The 21,025-nt window shown below is 71.2% G+C and carries 25 protein-coding genes and 2 tRNA genes; 25 read left to right on the top strand and 2 right to left on the bottom strand.

Annotated elements, in window-relative coordinates:
- Position 1 precedes the first annotated feature (1 nt).
- The 4 genes from murI to H576_RS0110820 are packed head-to-tail and all read left to right on the top strand — an operon-like array spanning position 2 to position 3,619.
- A complete protein-coding gene (gene murI / locus H576_RS0110835; protein ID WP_029150953.1) occupies positions 2 to 838 on the top strand; it encodes a glutamate racemase in 837 nt (278 codons plus the stop codon).
- A gap of 23 nt (positions 839 to 861) precedes the next feature.
- Complete coding sequence (rph, locus tag H576_RS0110830; RefSeq protein ID WP_029150952.1) at positions 862 to 1,590, top strand: ribonuclease PH; 729 nt, start codon at positions 862 to 864, stop codon at positions 1,588 to 1,590.
- On the top strand, positions 1,587 to 2,177 hold the full coding sequence (gene rdgB, locus H576_RS0110825) for an RdgB/HAM1 family non-canonical purine NTP pyrophosphatase (RefSeq protein WP_029150951.1): 591 nt from the start codon (positions 1,587 to 1,589) through the stop codon (positions 2,175 to 2,177). Before rph ends, rdgB begins: the two co-directional genes overlap by 4 nt.
- Positions 2,178 to 2,203: 26 nt before the next feature.
- Positions 2,204 to 3,619, top strand: a complete 1,416-nt coding sequence (locus H576_RS0110820) for a sugar porter family MFS transporter (protein WP_029150950.1) — start codon at positions 2,204 to 2,206, stop codon at positions 3,617 to 3,619.
- Positions 3,620 to 3,645: 26 nt separating this feature from the next.
- Here H576_RS0110820 and H576_RS0110815 read toward each other — a convergent pair.
- Positions 3,646 to 3,727, bottom strand: a tRNA-Leu gene (locus H576_RS0110815).
- Between the two features lie 20 nt (positions 3,728 to 3,747).
- On the opposite strand from H576_RS0110815, the gene H576_RS0110810 reads away from it, so the two are divergent.
- The 8 genes from H576_RS0110810 (at position 3,748) to H576_RS0110775 (ending at position 8,742) form a co-directional block, all read left to right on the top strand.
- Positions 3,748 to 4,221: an arsenate reductase/protein-tyrosine-phosphatase family protein gene (locus tag H576_RS0110810; RefSeq protein WP_029150949.1), complete on the top strand. Its 474-nt coding sequence runs from the start codon at positions 3,748 to 3,750 to the stop codon at positions 4,219 to 4,221.
- Positions 4,222 to 4,291: 70 nt separating this feature from the next.
- Positions 4,292 to 5,500 (top strand): TadA family conjugal transfer-associated ATPase, encoded by a 1,209-nt coding sequence (locus H576_RS15465; RefSeq protein WP_084502694.1) that lies wholly within the window; start codon positions 4,292 to 4,294, stop codon positions 5,498 to 5,500.
- Positions 5,497 to 6,369, top strand: a complete 873-nt coding sequence (locus H576_RS0110800) for a type II secretion system F family protein (RefSeq protein WP_029150948.1) — start codon at positions 5,497 to 5,499, stop codon at positions 6,367 to 6,369. The genes H576_RS15465 and H576_RS0110800 overlap by 4 nt, the downstream gene beginning before the upstream one ends.
- Positions 6,366 to 7,310, top strand: coding sequence for a type II secretion system F family protein (locus tag H576_RS0110795; protein WP_036320613.1), 945 nt, complete (start codon positions 6,366 to 6,368; stop codon positions 7,308 to 7,310). Before H576_RS0110800 ends, H576_RS0110795 begins: the two co-directional genes overlap by 4 nt.
- A gap of 20 nt (positions 7,311 to 7,330) precedes the next feature.
- Positions 7,331 to 7,543 (top strand): hypothetical protein, encoded by a 213-nt coding sequence (locus H576_RS15460; RefSeq protein ID WP_036320588.1) that lies wholly within the window; start codon positions 7,331 to 7,333, stop codon positions 7,541 to 7,543.
- On the top strand, positions 7,543 to 7,932 hold the full coding sequence (locus H576_RS0110785; protein ID WP_036320586.1) for a TadE/TadG family type IV pilus assembly protein: 390 nt from the start codon (positions 7,543 to 7,545) through the stop codon (positions 7,930 to 7,932). The genes H576_RS15460 and H576_RS0110785 overlap by 1 nt, the downstream gene beginning before the upstream one ends.
- Positions 7,907 to 8,338, top strand: a complete 432-nt coding sequence (locus H576_RS0110780; RefSeq protein ID WP_029150945.1) for a hypothetical protein — start codon at positions 7,907 to 7,909, stop codon at positions 8,336 to 8,338. The genes H576_RS0110785 and H576_RS0110780 overlap by 26 nt, the downstream gene beginning before the upstream one ends.
- A complete protein-coding gene (locus tag H576_RS0110775) occupies positions 8,335 to 8,742 on the top strand; it encodes a pilus assembly protein TadG-related protein (RefSeq protein WP_029150944.1) in 408 nt (135 codons plus the stop codon). Before H576_RS0110780 ends, H576_RS0110775 begins: the two co-directional genes overlap by 4 nt.
- Before the next feature lie 8 nt (positions 8,743 to 8,750).
- Here H576_RS0110775 and H576_RS0110770 read toward each other — a convergent pair whose 3' ends face one another.
- Positions 8,751 to 10,007, bottom strand: coding sequence for an MFS transporter (locus H576_RS0110770; RefSeq protein ID WP_029150943.1), 1,257 nt, complete (start codon positions 10,005 to 10,007; stop codon positions 8,751 to 8,753).
- 62 nt (positions 10,008 to 10,069) lie between these two features.
- Here H576_RS0110770 and prfB point away from each other — a divergent pair, with 62 nt between their 5' ends.
- The 13 genes from prfB to H576_RS16995 form a co-directional block, all read left to right on the top strand.
- Positions 10,070 to 11,179: a peptide chain release factor 2 gene (gene prfB, locus H576_RS0110765; RefSeq protein WP_029150942.1), complete on the top strand. Its 1,110-nt coding sequence runs from the start codon at positions 10,070 to 10,072 to the stop codon at positions 11,177 to 11,179.
- Between the two features lie 4 nt (positions 11,180 to 11,183).
- The gene (locus H576_RS15455) at positions 11,184 to 11,657 is read left to right on the top strand and encodes a hypothetical protein (protein WP_051172648.1); all 474 of its coding nucleotides are present in this window, start codon (positions 11,184 to 11,186) and stop codon (positions 11,655 to 11,657) included.
- Positions 11,657 to 12,004, top strand: a complete 348-nt coding sequence (locus H576_RS15450; RefSeq protein WP_036320583.1) for a hypothetical protein — start codon at positions 11,657 to 11,659, stop codon at positions 12,002 to 12,004. Before H576_RS15455 ends, H576_RS15450 begins: the two co-directional genes overlap by 1 nt.
- A 77-nt stretch (positions 12,005 to 12,081) precedes the next feature.
- Positions 12,082 to 13,674, top strand: coding sequence for a phosphoglycerate dehydrogenase (serA, locus tag H576_RS0110750; protein ID WP_029150941.1), 1,593 nt, complete (start codon positions 12,082 to 12,084; stop codon positions 13,672 to 13,674).
- 88 nt (positions 13,675 to 13,762) lie between these two features.
- Entirely contained in the window at positions 13,763 to 15,280 is a 1,518-nt protein-coding gene (locus tag H576_RS0110745) for an MFS transporter (RefSeq protein ID WP_036320581.1), read from the top strand.
- 13 nt (positions 15,281 to 15,293) lie between these two features.
- Positions 15,294 to 16,346, top strand: coding sequence for a 3-isopropylmalate dehydrogenase (locus H576_RS0110740; protein ID WP_029150939.1), 1,053 nt, complete (start codon positions 15,294 to 15,296; stop codon positions 16,344 to 16,346).
- Positions 16,347 to 16,390: 44 nt separating this feature from the next.
- On the top strand, positions 16,391 to 17,491 hold the full coding sequence (locus tag H576_RS0110735; protein WP_036320578.1) for a branched-chain amino acid aminotransferase: 1,101 nt from the start codon (positions 16,391 to 16,393) through the stop codon (positions 17,489 to 17,491).
- 10 nt (positions 17,492 to 17,501) lie between these two features.
- Positions 17,502 to 18,266, top strand: coding sequence for a fumarylacetoacetate hydrolase family protein (locus H576_RS0110730; RefSeq protein WP_029150937.1), 765 nt, complete (start codon positions 17,502 to 17,504; stop codon positions 18,264 to 18,266).
- Positions 18,267 to 18,322: 56 nt separating this feature from the next.
- Positions 18,323 to 19,837 (top strand): glutamate--tRNA ligase, encoded by a 1,515-nt coding sequence (gene gltX / locus H576_RS0110725; protein WP_029150936.1) that lies wholly within the window; start codon positions 18,323 to 18,325, stop codon positions 19,835 to 19,837.
- Positions 19,838 to 19,928: 91 nt separating this feature from the next.
- A tRNA-Gln gene (locus H576_RS0110720) sits at positions 19,929 to 20,003 on the top strand.
- A 115-nt stretch (positions 20,004 to 20,118) separates the two neighbouring features.
- Positions 20,119 to 20,424: a hypothetical protein gene (locus H576_RS0110715; protein ID WP_029150935.1), complete on the top strand. Its 306-nt coding sequence runs from the start codon at positions 20,119 to 20,121 to the stop codon at positions 20,422 to 20,424.
- Between the two features lie 27 nt (positions 20,425 to 20,451).
- Positions 20,452 to 20,682, top strand: a complete 231-nt coding sequence (locus H576_RS0110710; RefSeq protein WP_029150934.1) for a hypothetical protein — start codon at positions 20,452 to 20,454, stop codon at positions 20,680 to 20,682.
- 74 nt (positions 20,683 to 20,756) lie between these two features.
- Positions 20,757 to 21,025: IS3 family transposase (locus H576_RS16995; RefSeq protein WP_029150933.1), on the top strand; the 269-nt coding region annotated here is incomplete at its 3' end.

Genomic DNA, 21,025 nt, shown 5'->3' with positions numbered 1-21,025 from the left:
CGTGGACAATTCGCCGATCGGGATCTTCGACTCGGGCGTCGGCGGCCTCACGGTTGCCCGCGCCGTGCGCGACCAGCTGCCCCGCGAGTCGATCGTCTACATCGGCGACACGCTCCACTCGCCCTACGGGCCCAAGCCGATCGCCGACGTGCGCCGCTACGGTCTCGAGGTGCTCGACACGCTCGTCTCCGAGGGCGTCAAGATGCTCGTGATCGCGTGCAACACGGCGTCGGCCGCCCTGCTGCACGACGCGCGCGAGCGCTACGACGTCCCGGTCGTCGAGGTGATCCGCCCCGCCGTCCGCTCGGCGATCGCCGCGAGCCGCTCGGGCCGCATCGGCGTCGTCGGGACGCAGGGCACGATCGCGTCCGGCGCGTACCAGGACATGCTCTCGCTCACCCCGGGGACGCAGGTCTTCGCCGCCGCCGCGCCGCGCTTCGTCGAGTTCGTCGAGGCCGGGGTCACCGACTCTCCCGAGCTGCTCGAGGTCGCGGCCGAGTACCTGCGGCCTCTGCGCGACGCCGGCGTCGACACCCTCGTCCTCGGGTGCACGCACTACCCGTTCCTCGCGGGCGCGATCGGCTACATCATGGGCCCCGGCGTGACGCTCGTCTCGAGCGACAGCGAGACGGCGAAGGACGTCTACCGCGAGCTCGTGAGCGGCGACCTCCTCGCCGCCCCGACCGCGAAGGCCACGCGCACCTACGAGACGACGGGCGCCGACTCGGCCCCGTTCATCGACCTCGCCAACCGCCTGCTCGGATCCGAGGTGCGCGACGTGCGCCTCGTCCGCACGGGCCAGATCGATCTCCGCACCCTGCGCGAGGCGCAGGGCTGACACCGACCCGGAAGGACCCCTCCATGACACAGCGCGCCGACGGCCGCCGGACCGACCAGCTCCGCCCCGTCACGATCGAGCGCGGGTGGAGCGTGCAGGCCGAGGGATCGGCCCTCATCAGCTTCGGCGACACGCGCGTGCTCTGCACGGCGTCCTTCACGAACGGCGTCCCGCGCTGGCTCACCGGCAAGGGGCGCGGGTGGGTCACCGCCGAATACGCGATGCTGCCGCGCGCGACGAACGAGCGCAGCCAGCGCGAGAGCGTCAAGGGGAAGATCGGCGGCCGCACCCACGAGATCTCGCGCCTCATCGGCCGCGCGCTCCGGGCCGTCGTCGACACGAAGGCGCTCGGCGAGAACACCCTGGTCCTCGACTGCGACGTGCTCCAGGCCGACGGCGGGACCCGCACGGCGTCGATCACGGGCGCGTACGTCGCGCTCGCCGACGCGATCGAGTGGGGCCGCGAGAAGGGCTTCGTCGCGAAGAAGGCGCAGCCGCTCAGCGACAGCGTCGCGGCGATCTCGGTCGGCATCATCGACGGCACGCCCATGCTCGACCTGCCGTACGTCGAGGACTCGCGCGCCGAGACCGACATGAACATCGTCATGACGGGATCGGGGAAGTTCGTCGAGGTCCAGGGCACCGCCGAGGGAGCTCCCTTCGACAAGGCCGAGCTCGACCGGCTCCTCGAGCTCGGCGCCCAGGGCTGCGCCGACCTCGCGGTCCTGCAGCGCGAGGCGCTCGGCCGATGACCGATCGCGTCGTCCTCGCGACCCACAACGCGCACAAGGTCGCCGAGTTCCAGGCGATCGTGTCGCGGGTCCGCCCCGACCTCGAGGTCGTCGCGTACGACGGCCCCGAGCCGGTCGAGGACGGCACGACGTTCCGGGCGAACGCGCTCATCAAGGCGCGCGTCGCGGCGGCGCACACGGGGCTCCCCGCGCTCGCCGACGACTCGGGGATCTCGGTCGACGTCCTCGGCGGCGCGCCCGGCGTGTTCTCCGCCTACTGGGCCGGGCACGCGAAGGACGACGCCGCGAACCTCGCGCTGCTGCTCGACCAGCTGAGCGATCTCACGCGCCCCGAGGACCGCGGCGCGCACTACACCTCGGTCATCGCGCTCGTGACGCCCGCGGGCGAGGAGCGCACCGTCGAGGGGATCTGGCCCGGAACGCTCGCGACGGTGCCCCGGGGCTCAGGCGGTTTCGGGTACGATCCCGTATTCGTGCCCGAAGGCGGGACGCGTTCGGTCGCCGAGCTCACCGCCGACGAGAAGAACGCCGTCTCGCACCGTGCCCGCGCCTTCGAGGCGCTCGCACCGATCCTGTCGGGTCTCTGAACAACAGCCCCTTCGAAAGGTCAGAGATGGCGCAGTCATCGCCCATCCGCAGCCACGTCACCGGGATCGCCGTCGCGGCGGCGCTCGGCGGCTTCCTCTTCGGCTTCGACACCTCGGTCATCAACGGCGCGGTCGACGCGCTCGCCGACCAGTTCTCGCTCGGCGCGGGCCTCCAGGGCTTCGCCGTGTCGTCGGCCCTGCTCGGCGGCGCCGTCGGCGCCTGGTTCGCGGGCTCGATCGCGAACCGGTTCGGGCGGATCCCCGTCATGGTCGTCGCCGCGATCCTCTTCCTCGTCTCGGCGATCGGGTCGGGGCTCGCCTTCGGCGTCGTCGACCTCATCGTCTGGCGCGTCATCGGCGGCCTCGGCGTCGGCGCCGCCTCGGTCATCGCTCCCGCGTACATCGCCGAGGTGTCTCCCGCGAACGTCCGCGGTCGCCTCGGATCCATGCAGCAGCTCGCGATCGTGCTCGGCATCTTCGCCGCGCTGCTCTCGAACGCCGTCTTCGCCGCGATCGGCGGCGGCGCGACGGGGATCCTCTGGTTCGGCCTCCCAGCCTGGCGGTGGATGTTCATGGCCGAGGCCGTGCCCGCGCTGGTCTATGGACTCATCTCGCTGCGCCTGCCCGAGTCGCCCCGCTATCTCGTGCTCCACGACGACGAGGTCACGGCCGCGCGCGTCCTGCACGACTACACGGGCGAGATCGACGTGCAGGGGCGGATCAGCCAGATCAAGCAGTCGCTCCGCAGCGCCGAGAAGGAGTCGCTGCGCGACATCCTCGGCCACTCGCTCGGGCTCAAGCCCATCGTGTGGGTCGGCATCCTGCTGAGTGTCTTCCAGCAGTTCGTCGGCATCAACGTCATCTTCTACTACTCGACGACGCTGTGGCAGTCGGTGGGCTTCGACGAGTCGAGCGCCATGACGACGAGCGTCATCAGCTCGATCACGAACATCGTCGTGACGATCGTCGCGATCCTCCTCGTCGACCGGGTCGGCCGCCGCCGCATGCTGCTCACGGGATCCGTCGTCATGGCGGTCTCGCTCGGCATGATGGCGCTCTCGTTCTCGTTCTCGACCTCGACGGGCGACGGCGTCACACTGCCCCAGCCGTGGTCGCTCATCGCGCTCGTCTTCGCGAACCTCTTCATCGTCGGCTTCGGCGCGACGTGGGGTCCCCTCGTGTGGGTCCTGCTCGGCGAGATGTTCCCGAACCGCATCCGGGCGAGCGCCCTCGCGGTCGCGGCGGCGGCGCAGTGGATCGCGAACTTCGCGGTGTCGACGACGTTCCCGTGGCTCAGCGACATCGGGCTGTCCTTCGCGTACGGCATCTACGCGGCCATGTCGCTGCTGTCGTTCTTCTTCGTCCTGTGGCGCGTGCCCGAGACGAAGGGCGTCGAGCTCGAGGACATGACCGAGAACGTGCGGATCCCGCGCAAGGGCTGAACCGGGTCCCGCCGTCGGCCGAAGGGTGCGGGCGGCGGGACTCGAACCCGCACAGCCGGGGCCACAGGAACCTAAATCCTGCGTGTCTACCGATTCCACCACGCCCGCGCGGCTTCTAGCCTAGAGGGGTGAGTGACGCGAAGCCGAACATCGTGGTGGTCTGCACGGGCAACATCTGCCGCTCGCCGATGGGCGAGGTCGTGCTCCGCGACCGGCTCGCGGATGCGGGCGTCGAGGCGCACGTCGCATCGGCTGGCATCAGCTCCGAGGAGCTCGGGAACCCCATCGACCGGCGCGCGGCGCGGGCCCTCGGGGCGCGCGGATACGCGGTTCCCGACCGCACCGCGCGCTGGGTCGGCGCCGACGACCTCGCGGCCGATCTCCTCCTCGCGATGACGCGGCAGCACCGGGCAGCGCTCGTCCGCCGGGGCGCGGATCCCGAGCGCGTGCGCCTCTGGATGGAGTTCGTCCCCGGGGCCTCCTCGGAGGACGTCTCGGACCCCTGGTACGGCGACGCGAGCGACTTCGAGGAGACGCTCGACCTCGTCGAGCAGGGGGCGGACGGCGTCGTGGCGGCGATCCGAACCCTTGGAAAGGGCTGATCAGGGCGGGTTCCGCCCGTCCTGTGGATAACTTTCGAGGCCGATCCGCGGAATCCGCCATGCTGTCCGGATGGCGACGGAACAGCAGGCGATCATCGAGCGGGTGCGAGAGCGCGTCCGCGACGACCACGTCCGGCTGGGCCGCGCCGACGTCACGGCCGACGAGGTGCGGCGCATCGCGCTCGCCGAGGTCCGCCGCCACAACGACTACGCGCTCGCGCGCGGCGATCGGCTGATCGACGACGCCGACGAGTGCGTGCGGCGGGTCGTCGCGACGGTCGCGGGGTACGGCCCGCTGCAGCCGCTCATCGACGACGACGAGATCGAGGAGATCTGGCTCAACGGGCCCGACGATGCGTTCGTCGCGCGGGCCGGCGTCTCCGAGCGGGTCCCGCTCGAGATGACCGACGACCAGGTGCGCGACATCGTCGAGCGCATGCTGCACACGACCGGGCGGCGCATCGATCTCAGCCAGCCGTTCGTCGACGCGTCGCTGCCCGACGGCTCCCGCCTGCACGTCGTCCTCGCCGGGATCGCCCGCGGTCACTGGGCTCTGAACCTCAGAAAATTCGTTCCCGGCGTGCGCTCGCTCGACGCTCTCGTCGGGCTCGGGTCGCTCCCGGGCGACGTCGCGCGCATGCTCGGATCCGCGATGCGGGCGGGGAAGTCGGTGCTCGTCTCGGGCGCGACGCACGCGGGCAAGACGACGATGCTCGGCGCGCTCGTGTCGGCCTGCCGGCCCGACCAGCGGATCGTCACGGTCGAGGAGACGTTCGAGCTGTCGATCGACGCGCCCGACCTCGTCGCGCTGCAGGGCAGGCAGCCGAGCCTCGAGGGCACGGGAGAGATCACGCTGCGGCGGCTCGTGAAGGAGTCGCTGCGCATGCGGCCCGACCGGCTCGTGATCGGCGAGGTGCGCGACGCCGAGGCGCTCGACCTGCTCCTCGCCCTCAACACGGGGCTTCCGGGCGCCGCGACGATCCACGCGAACTCCGCCGACGACGCGCTCGTGAAGCTCTCGGCGTTGCCGCTGCTGGCGGGCCGCAACATCGACCGCGACTTCGTCCTCCCCGCGGTCGCCTCGTCGCTTGACCTCGTGATCCACTGCACGCGCGACGACGACGGGCGCCGGTACGTGTCCGAGATCGTCGAGCCGACGGGGCGGGTCGTCGCGGGCGCCGCCGAGACGCGCGAGGTGTTCCGCGCCGAGCCCCTCACGGAGGGCGATCCGCGGCCGGGCCCGCGGCGGTCGCAGCGGATCGCGGAGCGTGCGGCATGACCGCGATCCTCGGAGTCCTGCTCGCCGCCGGCGTCGTGCTCGTCGCGTCGCCGTGGCTGTGGCCGCGCGATCGCGCGTCGGGGCGCGGCCCGCGCCGGTCGCACGAGATCGAACGGCGGGCCGAGGCGCTCCTGGGCCGAGCGGGCTTCGCCCACGTCGCCCCGCGCGTCCTCGCCGTGTGGATGGGCGGTCTCGCCCTCGCGGCCGCGGCGATTGCGTGGCTCGTCACGGGCGCGGGCGTCCTCGCGCTCCTCGCCGCCCTCGCGGCGGCGGCCGCGCCCGTGCTCTGGCTGCGCGGCCGCGTCGCGCGGCTGCTGCGGGCCCGCCGGGCGCTCTGGCCCGACGTGTGCGACCTGCTCGTCGGGTCCGTGCGAGCGGGGCTCTCGCTCCCCGACGCGGTGTCGGGGCTCGCCGAGTCGGCGCCGCCGGCGCTGCGTCCCGCCTTCGATCGCTTCGCGCGCGACATGCGGGCTTCGGGTCATTTCGGGTCGAGCATCGACCGCCTGAAGCAGGTGCTCGCCGATCCCATGGCCGACCGGATCGTCGAGACGCTGCGCATGGCGCGCGAGGTCGGCGGGACCGAGCTCGTCGGGGTGCTCCGCGCCCTCTCGGTCTCGATCCGGCAGGACACCGCGCTGCGCGCCGAGGTCGAGTCGCGGCAGTCGTGGACGCGGGGCGCCGCGATCCTGGGGGTCGTCGCGCCGTGGGTGATCCTCGGCATGCTGTCGCTGCGCCCCGAGGGAGCCGAGGCGTACGCGTCTCCGACGGGGGTGACGATCATCGTCGTCGGCGCCGTCGTCTCGATCGCGTCGTATCGCGCGATGATCCGCGTCGGCCGCCTGCCCGAGCCGCGGAGGTGGTTCGCGTGACGGTCGCGATCACCGACGTCGCACTCGCGGTGCTGCTCGGCGGCGCCCTCGGATGCGGGGCGTGGCTCGCGCTCGCCGCGCTCCCGTCCTGGCGGGCGCCCGCGCTCGTCGACCGCGTCGGTCCCTACGTGCGCGACGTCACCGATCCCGCCGGTCGCAGCCTGCCCGTGCGCGTCGTCGACCCCACGGCCGTGCTCGCGCGCGGCGCGGGCGGCGTGTGGCGCCGGGCGCAGCGCCGGTTCGCTCTGCGTCTCGGCACGAGCGCGTCGATCGAGCGCCGGCTCCAACAGGCGGGCCGCGGGGGAGACGTCGCCGCCTTCCGGGGCGATCAGCTCGCCTGGGGGCTCGTCGGCGCGGCGTTCGGGGCCGTCCTCCTCGGCGCCGTGATCGTCGCGGGGCGCTTTCAGCCCCCGTCGGTCGTCCTCCCGGTCGTCGGCGCGGTCGCGGGCGCGATCGGGAGCGACATGATGCTCTCGTCGCAGGCCAAGGCGCGCGTCGCCCGCATCGGCGAGGAGCTCCCGACCGTCCTCGAGTTCCTCTCGCTCTGCCTCGCGGCGGGCGAGGGCGTGCTCGGCAGCGTGCGGCGGGTCGCGCAGGTCGGGTCGGGTGAGCTCACGGCCGAGTTGCGCGCCGTCACGGTCGAGGTCGACACCGGTGCGACGCTCACCGACGCGCTCGGAGCGATGGCGCGGCGCCTCGACGCACCCGTCCTGACTCGCGCGGTCGACCACGTCGTCGCGGCGATCGACCGCGGATCCCCGCTCGCGCAGACGCTCCAGGCGCAGGCGGCCGACGCGCGCGAGCAGGCGCAGCGCACCCTCATCGAGCAGGCCGGGCGCAAGGAGATCTTCATGATGATCCCGCTCGTGTTCGGCTTGCTGCCCCTCAGCGTCCTCTTCGCCATCTTCCCGGGCATCGCCATGCTGCGGCTCGGGTTCTGACCCTACGAAAGGAAAGCACCATGATCGAACGAATCCACACGCGGGCCCGTGCCCGCCTCATCCGCCTCCGCACCGCCTGGGGCGACCTCGCGAGCGAGGAGCGCGGTGACGTGCCGGGCTGGGTGCTCATCACGCTCATGACGGCGGGCCTCGTCGTCGTGATTTGGGCCCTCGCCGGGCCGACCCTGACGGGCGTGTTCGAGCAGGCGATCGACCGCGTGACCGGCATGTGATGCACGTCGACCCCCGTGGCGAGCGCGGATCGGCGCCCGCCGAGTTCGTGATGGTCTCCGCGCTTCTCACGGCGTTGACGCTCGCGGTGATGCAGCTCGGCTTCGCGGTGTACGTGCGCAACGTCGTGCAGGACGCGGCGGTCGAGGCCGCCCACTACGCGGCGCTCGCCGACGTCGACCTCGCGGCGGGGGAGAGCCGTGCGCGCGATGCCGTGACCCGCGCGCTCGGCGCCGACGTCCTCGACGCCGTCGTCGTCGAGGAGACGGTCGCGGGCGGTGCCCGGATGGTCGTCGTCACGCTGCGCGCGACCCTCCCGATCATCGGGCTCGTCGGAGCCCCCGAGGGAACGGAGGCCGTGGCACATGCTCCCGTCGAGACCGTGGGATGACGACGACGGCAGCGCGTCGCTCGAGTTCCTCACCGCGGGCGTCCTGCTGCTCGTCCCGCTCGTGTACCTCGTCGTCGCGCTCGGCGAGGTGCAGAACGCGGCGCTCGCCGCGGAGGCCGCCGCGCGCTTCGTCGCCCGCGCCCTGACGACGCACACCGACCCCGACCTCGTCCTCCGCACCGTCGCCGCCGACTACGGCATCGATCCCGGATCCCTCGACATGCGCGTCGCCTGCACGCCCGCGGCGGCCGCGTGCCCGTCTGCAGGATCCACCGTCGTCGTCACGGTCGGCCACCTGGTCGACCTCCCGCTCGTCCCCGAGGCCTTCGGGATCGGCGACGCCCTGTCGGTCCCCGTCGACGCGACCGCGACCGCCAAGGTCTCGCGGCTGTGGGAGGCGCCGTGAGCGACGACGAAGGCAGCGTGCTGCCCCTCATCGTCGCCTACGTCGCGCTCTGCCTCGCGCTCGTCCTCGTCTGCGTCAACGCGACGTCGCTCTACCTCGCTCGGAAGGAGCTCGACGGGCTCGCCTCGGCGGCTGCGCTCGCCGCGGCGGACGGATTCGACATCGTCGCGTCGGGCGACGGCGTGCGGATCGCCCTCGACCGCGACGAGGCGGCCGACCAGGCGCTCGAGGTCCTCGCGGTCTCGCCGACCGAGGCCGAGCTCGTCTCCGTCGACACCGCCGACGCGGCATCGGCGCGCGTGACGATCCGCGCCGAGTGGCACCCGTTCCTCCTGGGCTTCGCGGCGCCGGGTGCCGTCGCGCTCGAGTCCCGCGCGACGAGCCGCTCGAGCCTCGCGCCCTAGCCCTCGCCCTAACTCTGGGCCTCGGGGTCCGGGCGAGAATGCGGGGAGTAGCGCGGGATCCACCGGATGAAGGCCGCGGCGCCCGCGAGGCCGATGAGGGCCACGATGCCCGAGGCGAACGCGATCGAGGCCACGGCCGTGATGGCCGACACGAGGACGGGCGTGAGCGACGCGCCCCCGTCGGTCATGGTGCGCCAGGCCCCGAGGAAGGACGCGGTGTTGTGCCGCGGCGCGACGTCGGACCCGAGGGTGAGCAGCACGCCCGACGAGAGGCCGTTGCCGATGCCGACCGCGATGACGCAGACCGCGAACCACACCTCGGCGGCGTCGAGGTCGTGCGTGAAGGTCAGGACGAGGAGCGAGGCGCTCATGAGCAGCTGGGAGGGAACACTCGCCCAGATGCGGCCGAAGCGGTCCATGATCTGGCCGCTCGCATAGAACAGCGCGAACTCGGCGCCTCCCGCGATGCCGACGAAGAGCGCGATCGACGCGGGGTCCATGCCGATCGAGACGCCCCACACGGGGAAGATCGCCTGCCGCCCGGCGCGGACGGCCGCGAGCGAGGCCGCCGCGAGGCCGAGCCGTGCGAGCACGCCCCGGTGCCGCCGGGTCGTCGCGAAGAGGCCCTCACGAGGGACGATCACGGGCACGGCGCCCGTCGCGGGACGCGGATCCGCCGGGACGGCCTCGGGGTCGGGCCCGAAGAGCACGAGCAGCCCCACGCCGACCGCGCAGGCGAGGAAGAACCAGATCGTCGAGTGCTCGCTGCCGGTGAGGGCGATGAGGCCGGCGGCCATGAGCGGCCCCGTGAAGGTTCCGAGCCGGAACGACCCGCCGACGAGCGAGAGCGCGCGGGCGCGGTAGGCGAGCGGCACCCGCGCCGTCATGAACGCGTGCCGCGCGAGCGCGAAGACCGAGCCGCACGCCCCGAGGACGAGCACCGCGAGCCCCAGGACCCCGATCGTCGGCGCCAGGACCATCGCGAGGATCCCGAGCGACGAGACTGCCGACGCGAGGATCATCGCCCTCCGCTCGCCGACCCGCCCGACGAGGACCCCGGCCGGCATGTTCCCCGCGAGCTGACCGACCGGCAGCGCCGCCGCGACGAGGGCGGCGACCCACAGGGGCGCGCCGAGCCCGGTCGAGATCGACGGCAGCACGGGCACGACGGCGCCCTGGCCCATCGAGTAGATCGCGGTCGGGGCGTAGACCATGGGCCCGTATCGGAAGATCGCGTCGGCTGCGGATCCACGCTTCGGGCTCATCTCGGCCTACGTTACCCGGCACCCACCTCGCTCCGAACACGGACGCGATAGGCTGAGCCGTCATGCTTGAGCTCGATCTGTCCGCCGACATCCAGTCGCTGCGCACCACCTACGACAACATCCGAGAGGTGGTCGACGTCGATGCCCTGCACGCCGAGATCGAGCGCCTCGAGCAGCGGGCCGCCGACCCCGACCTGTGGAGCGACCAGGCCAACGCGCAGAAGGTCACGAGCGCGCTGAGCCACGCGAAGTCCCAGGTCGCGAAGGTCGACCGCGTCGGCTCGCGGCTCGACGACCTCGAGGTCATGGTCGACCTCGCCAACGAGATGGAGGACGAGGACACGGCCGCCGAGGCGCGCACCGAGCTCGCCGCCCTCGAGAAGGTCGTGAGCGACCTCGAGGTGCAGACCCTCCTCGACGGCGAGTACGACGCGCGCGGCGCCGTCGTGACGATCCGCTCGGGCGCGGGCGGCGACGACGCGACCGACTTCGCGGAGATGCTCATGCGCATGTACCTGCGCTGGGCCGAGCGCAGCGGCTTCACGGCCAAGGTCCTCGACACGTCCTACGCCGAGGGCGCCGGCATCAAGTCGGCGACCTTCGAGATCGACGCGCCCTACACCTACGGCACGCTCTCGGTCGAGGCCGGAACGCACCGCCTCGCCCGCATCAGCCCCTTCGGATCCGCCGACAAGCGCCAGACGTCGTTCGCCGCCGTCGAGGTCATCCCCGTCATGGAGGAGGCGCAGGAGGTCGACATCCCCGAGAACGACATCCGCGTCGACGTCTTCCGCTCGTCGGGCCCCGGCGGCCAGTCGGTCAACACGACCGACTCCGCCGTCCGCCTGACGCACCTCCCGACCGGCATCGTCGTCTCGATGCAGAACGAGAAGTCGCAGATCCAGAACCGCGCCGCCGCGATGCGCGTCCTGCAGACCCGCCTCCTCCTGCTGCAGAAGGAAGAGGAGGCCGCGAAGAAGAAGGAGCTCGCCGGCACGATCACGGCGAGCTGGGGCGACCAGATGCGCTCCTACTTCCTCTACGGCCAGCAGCTCGTGAAGGACCTCCGCACGGGCTACGAGGTCGGCAACCCGGCGACGGTCTTCGACGGCGACATCGACGGCTTCATCAACGCCGGGATCCGCTGGCGCAAGCGCAAGAGCGACGACTGATCGCATGGCCTCGCGCGACGACGACGCACTGAGCTGGGGCGGAGACGACGACCCGACCCTGCAGGTCCGTTCGGACGAAGAGACGGTCGAGCCCGAGGGCGATCTCCCGCCCGAGCTCCAGCCGGATCCCGACGAGGACGAGGCGGGGGACGACGAGGACGCCGATGAGGAGCCCTCGGGCCCCGGGAACCTCGCGCTCGTGGGCTACGGGATCCTCGGCGGCGTCTACGCGCTGTGGACCGCCGGATGGGTCCTCGGATCCACGCGCCTCCTCGCCTGGATCGAGCAGGCGACGAGCACCTCGGCCGACGTCATGTTCCTCGCGAGCATGATCCTCGCGATCGCGGCGCCCATCGTGTGGTTCGTCGCGACGCTCTGGCTCACGCGCAACCGTTCGGCGGGGGCGCGCTTCCTCGCGCTCGCGGTCGGGGCCCTGCTCACGATCCCGTGGCCCTTCGCCATGGTGGGAGGCATCTGATGGCGACCGAGACCGCGGCGCGCCGCGCCGCGCCGATCTGGCTCCGCGGCGTCGTCTTCATCGTGTTCGGCGTCCTCTACGCCTACGCGATCTGGGCGGGGATCACCTATCTCATCGTCATGGCGTCGACGGCGTCGGCCTACGGCGGATCCCTCACCCCCGTCGCCTGGATCGCCATGATCATGACGATGGTCGTTCCCGTCGTCTCGTACGCGGCGTCGGCGATCCTCGGGCGCGGGCGCGCGCTCTGGGCCCTCGGCCTCATGCTGCTCACGGGGCTCGCGCTCACGGGCGTGTTCTGGCTCGACGTGCAGGCGCTGACGTCGACGCAGGTGGTCTTCTCCTGAAGCACTAGGCTGGATCCACGGTGCGCCCCGCGTGCGGCGCGTCGTGACCCCCGTCGTGTCACACAAAGGATCCGCCTGTGTCCAAACCCGTCGTGCTGCTCGCCGAACAGCTCTCTCCCGCCACGATCGAGGCGCTCGGCCCCGACTTCGACGTCCGATCGGTCGACGGAACCGACCGCTCGTCGCTCTTCTCGGCCCTCGAGACGGCGAGCGCCGTCCTGATCCGCTCGGCGACGAAGATGGACGCCGAGGCGATCTCGCACGCGCCGAACCTCAAGGTCATCGCCCGCGCGGGCGTCGGCCTCGACAACGTCGACATCAAGGCGGCGACCACGGCCGGCGTCATGGTCGTCAACGCGCCGACGTCGAACATCATCTCGGCCGCCGAGCTGACGTGCGGCCACATCGTGAGCCTCGCGCGCCACATCCCGCAGGCCGACGCGTCGCTCTCGACCGGCGCCTGGAAGCGCAGCTCCTTCACCGGGACCGAGCTGTTCGAGAAGACGCTCGGCGTCGTCGGCCTCGGCCGCATCGGTGCGCTCGTCACGGCCCGCATGCAGGCGTTCGGCATGCGCGTCGTCGCCTTCGACCCCTACGTGTCGGCCGCGCGCGCCCAGCAGCTGGGCGTCGAGCTGCTGAGCCTCGACGAACTCGTCGCCCAGGCCGACTTCCTCACGATCCACATGCCGAAGACGCCCGAGACGACGGGCATGATCGGCGCCGAGCAGCTGAAGGCGATGAAGAAGACGGCCTACGTCGTCAACGTCGCCCGCGGCGGCCTCATCGACGAGCAGGCGCTCGCGGAGGCGCTCGACGCGGGCGAGATCGCCGGCGCCGGCCTCGACGTCTACACGAGCGAGCCGCCGGCCGACACGACGCTGACGGGTCGGGCGAACGTCGTCTCGACGCCGCACCTCGGCGCCTCGACCGACGAGGCCCAGGAGAAGGCGGGCGTCTCGGTCGCGAAGTCGGTCAAGCTCGCGCTCGAGGGCGACCTCGTCCCCGACGCCGTCAACGTCGCGGGCGGCGCGATCGACCCGTTCGTCCGCCCCGGGATCGCGCTCGTCGAGAAGCTCGGCCAGGTCTTCAGCGGCCTCACGCAGGCGGGCCTCACCGACCTCGAGATCGAGGTCCGCGGCGAGCTCGCCGACTACGACGTGTCGGTCTACAAGCTCGCGGCGCTCAAGGGCGTCCTGACGAACGTCGTCAGCGAGTCGGTCTCCTACGTCAACGCGCCCCTGTTCGCCGAGCAGCGCGGCATCGAGTCGCGCCTGACGGTCGAGAAGGACAGCCCCGAGTACCGCAACCTCACGACGCTGCGCGGGACCCTCTCCGACGGATCCGTCCTCGAGGTCGCGGGCACGCTCGCGGGAACGCGCATGGTGCAGAAGCTTGTCGGCATCAACGGCTTCGAGCTCGACGTCCCGCTCGCCGAGCACCACGTGGTGATGGTCTACACCGACCGCCCCGGCATCGTCGGCGTCTACGGCGAGACCTTCGGCCGCGCCGGCATCAACATCGCGGGCCTGCAGGTCGCGCCGCACGCGACCTCGGGCGAGGCGCTGTCGGTCATCACGGTCGACTCGCGCGTCCCCGACGAGCTCCTCGCCGAGCTCGGCACGACGGTCGAGGCCCGCCTCATCCGCCAGATCGAGATCACCGAGGCCTGACGCCTCGCCGCGAGGCGCCCCGTCGGTCATCCGGTCGGCGGGGCGCTCCCGCGCCCGCACCCCACCAGAAGAGCAGCGCATCATGAGCATGACCCCCACCGATCAGATCGCGACCGATGGCCCCAAGGCCGATTGGCGCGGCTGGGTCGCGCTCGCCGTGCTCATGCTGCCCGTGCTGCTCGTGTCGATGGACAACACCATCCTCAACTTCGCGATCCCCGAGATCGCGCGCGACCTCGAGCCGACGAGCGCCGAGCAGCTGTGGATCATCGACGCGTACTCGCTCGTGCTCGCCGGCCTGCTCGTGACAGCGGGATCCCTCGGCGATCGCTTCGGGCGGCGGCGCATGCTCCTCATCGGGGCCGTCGGGTTCACGGTCCTCTCTGTCGCGGCGGCGTTCGCCCCGACGGCGATCGCCCTCATCGCCGCACGCGCGGGCATGGGCGTCTTCGGCGCGGCCCTCATGCCGTCGACGATGTCGCTCCTGCGCTCGATCTTCCGCCAGCGCGACCAGCGCCGCCTCGCGATCGCCATCTGGGCGGGCATGTTCTCGGCGGGCGGCGCGCTCGGCCCGATCCTCGGCGGCGTCCTCATCGAGCACTTCCCGTGGCAGAGCGTGTTCCTCGTCGCGGTCCCGATCCTCGTGCTGCTCCTCGCGCTCGCCCCGGCCTTCGTGACGGAGAGCCGCGACCCGCAGCCCGGCCCGATCGACGGCTGGAGCATCCTCATCTCGATGCTCGCGCTCGCGCCGCTCGCCTACGGCATCAAGGAGATCGCGGTGAGCGGATGGATCGGCCTCGTCCCGGTCGCCATCGGGCTCGGCTTCGGCTGGATCTTCGTGCGCCGCCAGCTGCGCTCGGCGCACCCGCTGCTCGACATGGGCCTGTTCCGCCGCCCGACCTTCGCGGGGTCCCTCGCGACGAACCTCTGCTGCATCATGGGCTACGTCGGGTTCCTGTACTTCGTGTCGCAGCACCTGCAGATGATCGTCGGCCTCTCGCCGCTCATGGCGGGCGTCTCGCTGATCCCCGGCGCCGTCGTCTCGATCATCGCGGGGCTCGCGATCACGCCCGTCGCGCGCCGCTTCCGTGCGTCGATCGTCGTCCCGACGGTCCTCGTGCTCGCGGTCGCGGGCTTCCTCCTCGTCGCGCTCGCGGGCGCGCACGGGCTCTGGGCGATCGTCGTCGCGTTCATGCTGATCGGCGGCGGGACGGGCGCGGCGCAGGCGATCTCGGGCGAGCTCATCGTCTCGTCCGCCCCTCCCGCGAAGGCCGGGGCCGCGAGCGCGGTGAGCGAGACGGCGTACGAGTTCGGCGCCGTCCTCGGCACCTCGATCCTCGGGGGCGCGCTCACCGCCTGGTACCGCGGCCACCTCGTCCTGCCGGCCGGCGTGCCGGAGGAATCGGCGGCGCAGGCGCGCGAGACGCTCGCCGGCGCGGTCAACGAGGCGCAGGCGATCGGCGGGCCCGTGGGCGAGAGCCTGCGCGCGGCCGCCGCCGACGCGTTCGACGGGGGAGTGGTCACGACCTCGATCCTCGGCGCCGTCCTCACCGTCGCGGCGGGCGTCGTCGCGGCGACTACCCTGGAACGACGCCGTCGTCACTGAATCAAGGAGTGCAATGTCCCGTGTCGTGAAGCTCGCCGTCATCCCTGGTGACGGCATCGGCCCCGAGGTCATCGCCGAAGCCGAGAAGGCGCTCGACGCCGCGACGGTGGGCAGCGACGTCCTCTTCGAGAAGACCCGCTTCTCGCTCGGCGCCGACCGCTTCCTCGCGACGGGCGACGTCCTGACGGACGAGGACCTCGCGGCGATCGACGCGCACGACGCGATCCTCCTGGGCGCCGTCGGCGGCGTTCCGAACGACCCGCGCCTGCGCGACGCGAACATTGAGCGCGGGCTGCTCCTGAAGCTGCGCTTCTCGCTCGACCACTACGTCAACCTGCGCCCGTCGAAGCTCTACGCGACCGTTCCGGGCCCGCTCGCCGACGCGGGCGAGGTCGACTTCGTCGTCGTCCGCGAGGGCACCGAGGGTTCGTACGTCGGCAACGGAGGGGTGATCCGGGAGGGCACCCCGCACGAGATCGCGAACGAGCTCGGCGTGAACACGGCGCACGGCGTCGAGCGCGTCGTCCGCTACGCCTTCGACCTCGCGGCGAAGCGATCGGGGCGCCTGACCTTCGTGCACAAGACCAACGTGATGGTCAACGCGGGCAAGCTCTGGGCGCGGATCGTCCGCGAGGTGGGCGGGGAGTTCCCCGCAGTGGCCGTAGACTATATGCACGTCGACGCGGCCACGATCCACATGGTCCAGAACCCCTCGCGCTTCGACGTCATCGTCACCGACAACCTCTTCGGAGACATCCTGACCGACCTCGCCGGCGCCATCACGGGCGGCATCGGTCTGGCCGCATCCGGCAACCTCAACCCCGCCGGCGACCACCCGTCGATGTTCGAGCCCGTCCACGGTTCGGCTCCCGACATCGCGGGCCTCCAGAAGGCCGACCCCACGGCCGCGATCGGATCCGTCGCGCTCCTGCTCGAACACCTCGGGCTCGAGAGCGAGGCGCGCAACCTCACGCGTGCGATCGAAGAGGACATCGCAGACCGCGGCGACGCGCCCCGGACCACGGCCGAGATCGGATCGGCCATCGCGGCGCGGCTCGCCGCATGACGACTCCCGCGCACCGCACGCGGATGAACTGAGACAGGACGACCATGGAACTGAACCTCCTTCCCCCGAAGCCCGACCAGCTGACCTTCCTCGTGAAGCCCAACCCCGCGCCGCGGAGCGCCGAGGAGCGCGCCGCGCTGCTCGAGGACCCGGGCTTCGGGACGGTCTTCACCGACCACATGGTCGACATCTGCTGGTCGGACCGTGGCGGCTGGCACCGCCCGCGGGTCCAGGCGTACGGTCCCATCGCGATGGATCCGGCCGCGGCCGTCCTGCATTACGCTCAGGAGATCTTCGAGGGCATGAAGGCGTACCGTCACGCCGACGGCGCGATCTACACGTTCCGCCCCGAGATGAACGCGCGCCGCTTCAACCGCTCGGCCCGCCGCCTCGCGATGCCCGAGCTGCCCGAGGAGTTCTTCCTGCAGGCGCTCAAGGAGTTCATCGCGGTCGACGGCGACTGGGTGCCCTCGGGCGACGACCAGACGCTGTACCTGCGCCCGTTCATGTTCGCGAAGGAGGCGTTCCTCGGCGTGCGCCCCGCGAAGAAGTACAACTTCTACGTGATCGGCAGCCCGTCGGGCGCGTACTTCTCGGGCGGCGTCAAGCCCGTGTCGATCTGGCTCAGCGAGACCTACGCCCGCGCGGCCGACGGCGGCACCGGATTCGCGAAGACGGGCGGCAACTACGCCGCGTCGCTGCTGCCCCAGCAGGAGGCCTCGGCGCAGGGCTGCGACCAGGTCGTGTTCCTCGACTCGCGCGGCAACGTCGAGGAGCTCGGCGGCATGAACATCGTCTTCGTCATGAAGGACGGCACGCTTGTGACCCCGCAGAGCGACTCGATCCTCGAGGGCGTGACGCGCTCGTCGCTCCTCCAGCTCGCGGCCGACCGCGGCCACACGATCGAGGAGCGCCCCGTCTCGCTCCAGGAGTGGCGCGACGGCGTCGCCTCGGGCGACATCGTCGAGGTCTTCGCCTGCGGCACCGCCGCCGTGGTGACGCCGATCGGCGAGCTCAAGGGAGCGGGCTTCTCCGACGAACAGCCCACGGGATCGCTCGCCCTCTCGCTCCGCGAGGAGCTGACCGACATCCAGTACGGCCGCCGCGAGGACACGCACGGCTGGCTGTACCGCCTCGACGCGTAAGGTTGGGCCGGTGAGGATCGCGCGCTTCAGCCACCAGGACACCATCAAGTTCGGCATCGTCGACGGCACCGAGCTGGTCGTCCTGACGGGGGATCCGATCCTCGCCGGCTTCGACACGACGGGGGAGCGCGTCTCACTCGGCGACGTCGCGCTGCTCGCCCCCGTGATCCCGCGCTCCAAGGTCGTGTGCGTCGGCAAGAACTACCGCGACCACGCGCAGGAGATGGGCGGCGAGCCGCCTGCCGAGCCGCTGCTGTTCTTCAAGCCGAACACCTCGGTCATCGGGCCGAACGACGCCATCGTGCGCCCGTCGCAGTCCGACGACACGCAGTGGGAGGGCGAGCTCGCGATCGTCATCGGCGCGATCGCGAAGAACATCGCGAAGGAGGACGCGGCGAGCGTGATCTTCGGTTACACCGTCGCGAACGACGTGACGGCGCGCGACCTGCAGCGCACCGACGGCCAGTGGGCGCGCGCCAAGGGCATGGACACGTTCTGCCCCGTCGGCCCCGCGATCGAGACCGAGTTCGACGTCGCGAAGGGCGAGGTCATCACGCGCCTCAACGGCGACGAGAAGCAGCGCGGATCCTTCTCCGACATGATCTTCGACGTCCCGACGATCATCGAGTACGTCACGGCCGCGTTCACGCTGCTCCCGGGCGACATCGTCCTGACGGGCACGCCGGCGGGCGTCGGGCCCTTCTCGGCGGGCGACGTCGTCGAGGTCGAGATCCCAGGCATCGGGATCCTGCGCAACCCCGCGCGCGACGCCTGACCCCGGCGCCGGCGGTCCCCGGGGATCGGGCAGGTCGGGCGACTAGGATCGGGGTGATGTCTTCTGCACCCGATCCCCGCACCACGACGGCCACGGGAAGCGACGTCCGCGTCCGCTTCTGCCCGTCGCCCACCGGCCTGCCGCACGTCGGCCTGATCCGCACGGCGCTGTTCAACTGGGCGTACGCCCGCCACAACGGCGGCAAGCTCGTGTTCCGCATCGAGGACACCGACGCGAACCGCGACAGCCAGGAGAGCTACGAGCAGATCCTCGAGGCGTTGCGCTGGCTGCACATCGATTGGGACGAGGGCGTCGAGGTCGGCGGCCCGCACGAGCCGTACCGCCAGTCGGAGCGCCACGGGCTGCACCGCGAGGTGCTCGACACACTCATCGAGAAGGGGCTCGTCTACGAGTCGTTCTCGACGAGCGAGGAGATCGACGCGCGCAACGAGGCCGCCGGGCGCCCCAAGGAGCAGGGCTACGACAACTTCGACCGCGACCTGAGCGACGACGAGCGCGCGGCGTTCCGTGCCGAGGGCCGCCAGCCCGCGCTGCGCCTGCGCGTGCCCGACGAGGACATCACCTACGTCGACCTGATCCGCGGCGAGGTCACGTTCCCCGCCGGCTCGTTCCCCGACTTCGTGATCGTGCGCCCCAACGGGATCCCGCTGTACACGTTCGTGAACCCCGTCGACGACGCGCTCATGGGGATCACCCACGTTCTGCGCGGCGAGGACCTCATGCCCTCGACGGGCCGGCAGATCGTGCTCTACCGCGCGCTCATCGAGGCGGGCGTCGCGACGTTCATCCCGCGCTTCGGCCACATGCCGCTCGTCCTCGGCGACGGCAACAAGAAGCTCTCGAAGCGCGACCCCCGCGCCGACCTCTTCCTGCAGCGCGACAAGGGCTTCGTCCACGAGGGCCTGCTCAACTACCTCGCGCTGCTGGGCTGGTCGATCGGCCCCGACCGCGACGTGTTCTCGCTCGACGAGCTCGTCGCGGCCTTCGACATCGAGAAGGTGAACCCGAACCCGGCCCGCTTCGACCAGAAGAAGGCCGAGTCGATCAACGGCGACCACATCCGCCTGCTGGAGGCCGACGACTTCGCGTCGCGCCTCGTGCCGTACCTGCAGAAGGGCGGCGTGCTGGGAGAGACGCCGAGCGCCGAGGACCTCGCGCTCGTCGCGGCGGCCGCGCCGCTCGTGCAGCCGCGCCTCCAGCTCCTGGGCGACGCCCCGGGCATGCTGGGCTTCCTCTTCACCGACGAGATCGCGTACGACGACGACGCGGTGTCGGGGCTCAAGGGCGACACCGCCGCGATCCTCGCGGCCTCCGTCGTGGCCCTCGAGGGCGTCTCCGACTTCCGCGCCGAGCCGATCCAGGAGGCCCTCGCGGCCGCCCTGATCGACGGGCTGGAGCTCAAGCCGCGCGTCGCCTACGGCGCACCGCGCGTCGCGATCTCGGGTCGCCGCGTCTCGCCGCCGCTGTTCGAGTCGATGGAGCTGCTCGGCAAGGAGCGCACGATCGCGCGCCTCGCCGCCTTCGCGGCCGCTCAGCCCGCGGGGGAGTAGCGCGACACGCCCCGGATCCCGTTCCGGTTTGGCGTACCGGCCTGTCTCGCGTAAAGTAGTCCCTTGTGACGGCGACAGGCCGGAACGCCCTTGGGGTATGGTGTAATTGGCAACACGGCTGATTCTGGTTCAGTTGTTCTTGGTTCGAGTCCAGGTACCCCAGCCATAGCGTTCTTCCTCAAACCAGAGATGAGAGAACTAGAGCTAGCAATTGAAGAACTCCCCGTCGGTACACGGGGAGTTCTTGTTTTCTCTGCACGTTCGTCGGCGCTCGCCTCGAGTTGCTCCATGAACTCACGGATGGCGCCGTTGGCGCTGCTCCGTACGCTCTTCACGCGAATGGCATCACCTTCGACGTGGATGTACAGCTTCTCGAAGAACGCCGTCAGAAGATCGCGACGCGCAGCCACCGGCGCGCGCTGGTACAGCTCGCCGGGAATGCGGAGGAGATCGAGGTAGGCGAGCGCCTGCTCGGCTCCGTACTTGAGGCGGTCGCTGGCCTGCGCAAGCTTCTCCTTCAGTGCTGCTTTCTGGAGTGTCGTCTTCTCGATCCTCTCTCTGACCTTCGGGACATCGATCGCGCCTGATGCTGCGAGGTCGATCAGGCGCTCTTCTTGGGCTTCGAGTGTGTCGAGCTGCTTGCGCATCTGCGCCTTGGCTTCTCGGTCAGCGGCGAGAAGATCGTCGACGGCGCCGCTCACCAGCTCGCTCATGCCGTCGATCATCTTCGGGTCGTAGCTCTCCCTCGCGACCTCGGCAGCGACATGCGCCTCGACGGTCTCCATGCGGATCGCGGGGTGCTGCAGAGCCGTCGCTGCTTGGAGGTGCAGATGAAGTATTCGTAGGTACCGGGACTGCTGCACGGATAGGTGACATCTGATTTGGCTTGCCCGCGGGGTGGGCCTGGAAGGATGTTGCTGTGCCCAAGCCCTACCCGTCCGAGTTCCGTGACGACGTTGTGCGCGTCGCGCGGAACCGTGAGCCCGGAGTGACGATCGAGCAGATCGCGAAAGACTTCGGTGTTCACCCAATGACGCTGCAGAAGTGGATACGTCGCGCTGACATCGATGAAGGTCCGAAGCCCGGCCAGTCGCGGACCGAGGCGGCGGAGATCCGTGAGCTGAAGAAGCGGAACCGTCTGCTCGAGCAGGAGAACGAGGTCCTCCGCCGCGCGGCGGCGTATCTGTC

This window comes from Microbacterium indicum DSM 19969 (assembly GCF_000422385.1).
GTDB classification, from domain to species: Bacteria; Actinomycetota; Actinomycetes; order Actinomycetales; family Microbacteriaceae; genus Microbacterium; species Microbacterium indicum.
The sequence above is the reverse complement of the archived record's forward strand: the minus strand, read 5'-3'. Positions and strand labels throughout refer to the sequence as shown.

What these genes read in the sequence shown, in the direction of transcription:
- rph (WP_029150952.1), top strand. Translation starts at nt 862, where the DNA reads ATGACACAGCGCGCCGACGGCCGCCGGACCGACCAGCTCCGCCCCGTC.
- rdgB (WP_029150951.1), top strand. Translation starts at nt 1,587, where the DNA reads ATGACCGATCGCGTCGTCCTCGCGACCCACAACGCGCACAAGGTCGCC.
- H576_RS0110820 (WP_029150950.1), top strand. Translation starts at nt 2,204, where the DNA reads ATGGCGCAGTCATCGCCCATCCGCAGCCACGTCACCGGGATCGCCGTC.
- H576_RS15465 (WP_084502694.1), top strand. Translation starts at nt 4,292, where the DNA reads ATGGCGACGGAACAGCAGGCGATCATCGAGCGGGTGCGAGAGCGCGTC.
- H576_RS0110800 (WP_029150948.1), top strand. Translation starts at nt 5,497, where the DNA reads ATGACCGCGATCCTCGGAGTCCTGCTCGCCGCCGGCGTCGTGCTCGTC.
- H576_RS15460 (WP_036320588.1), top strand. Translation starts at nt 7,331, where the DNA reads ATGATCGAACGAATCCACACGCGGGCCCGTGCCCGCCTCATCCGCCTC.
- H576_RS0110785 (WP_036320586.1), top strand. Translation starts at nt 7,543, where the DNA reads ATGCACGTCGACCCCCGTGGCGAGCGCGGATCGGCGCCCGCCGAGTTC.
- H576_RS0110780 (WP_029150945.1), top strand. Translation starts at nt 7,907, where the DNA reads ATGCTCCCGTCGAGACCGTGGGATGACGACGACGGCAGCGCGTCGCTC.
- H576_RS0110770 (WP_029150943.1), bottom strand. Translation starts at nt 10,007, where the DNA reads ATGAGCCCGAAGCGTGGATCCGCAGCCGACGCGATCTTCCGATACGGG.
- prfB (WP_029150942.1), top strand. Translation starts at nt 10,070, where the DNA reads ATGCTTGAGCTCGATCTGTCCGCCGACATCCAGTCGCTGCGCACCACC.
- H576_RS15455 (WP_051172648.1), top strand. Translation starts at nt 11,184, where the DNA reads ATGGCCTCGCGCGACGACGACGCACTGAGCTGGGGCGGAGACGACGAC.
- H576_RS15450 (WP_036320583.1), top strand. Translation starts at nt 11,657, where the DNA reads ATGGCGACCGAGACCGCGGCGCGCCGCGCCGCGCCGATCTGGCTCCGC.
- H576_RS0110745 (WP_036320581.1), top strand. Translation starts at nt 13,763, where the DNA reads ATGACCCCCACCGATCAGATCGCGACCGATGGCCCCAAGGCCGATTGG.
- H576_RS0110740 (WP_029150939.1), top strand. Translation starts at nt 15,294, where the DNA reads ATGTCCCGTGTCGTGAAGCTCGCCGTCATCCCTGGTGACGGCATCGGC.
- H576_RS0110735 (WP_036320578.1), top strand. Translation starts at nt 16,391, where the DNA reads ATGGAACTGAACCTCCTTCCCCCGAAGCCCGACCAGCTGACCTTCCTC.
- gltX (WP_029150936.1), top strand. Translation starts at nt 18,323, where the DNA reads ATGTCTTCTGCACCCGATCCCCGCACCACGACGGCCACGGGAAGCGAC.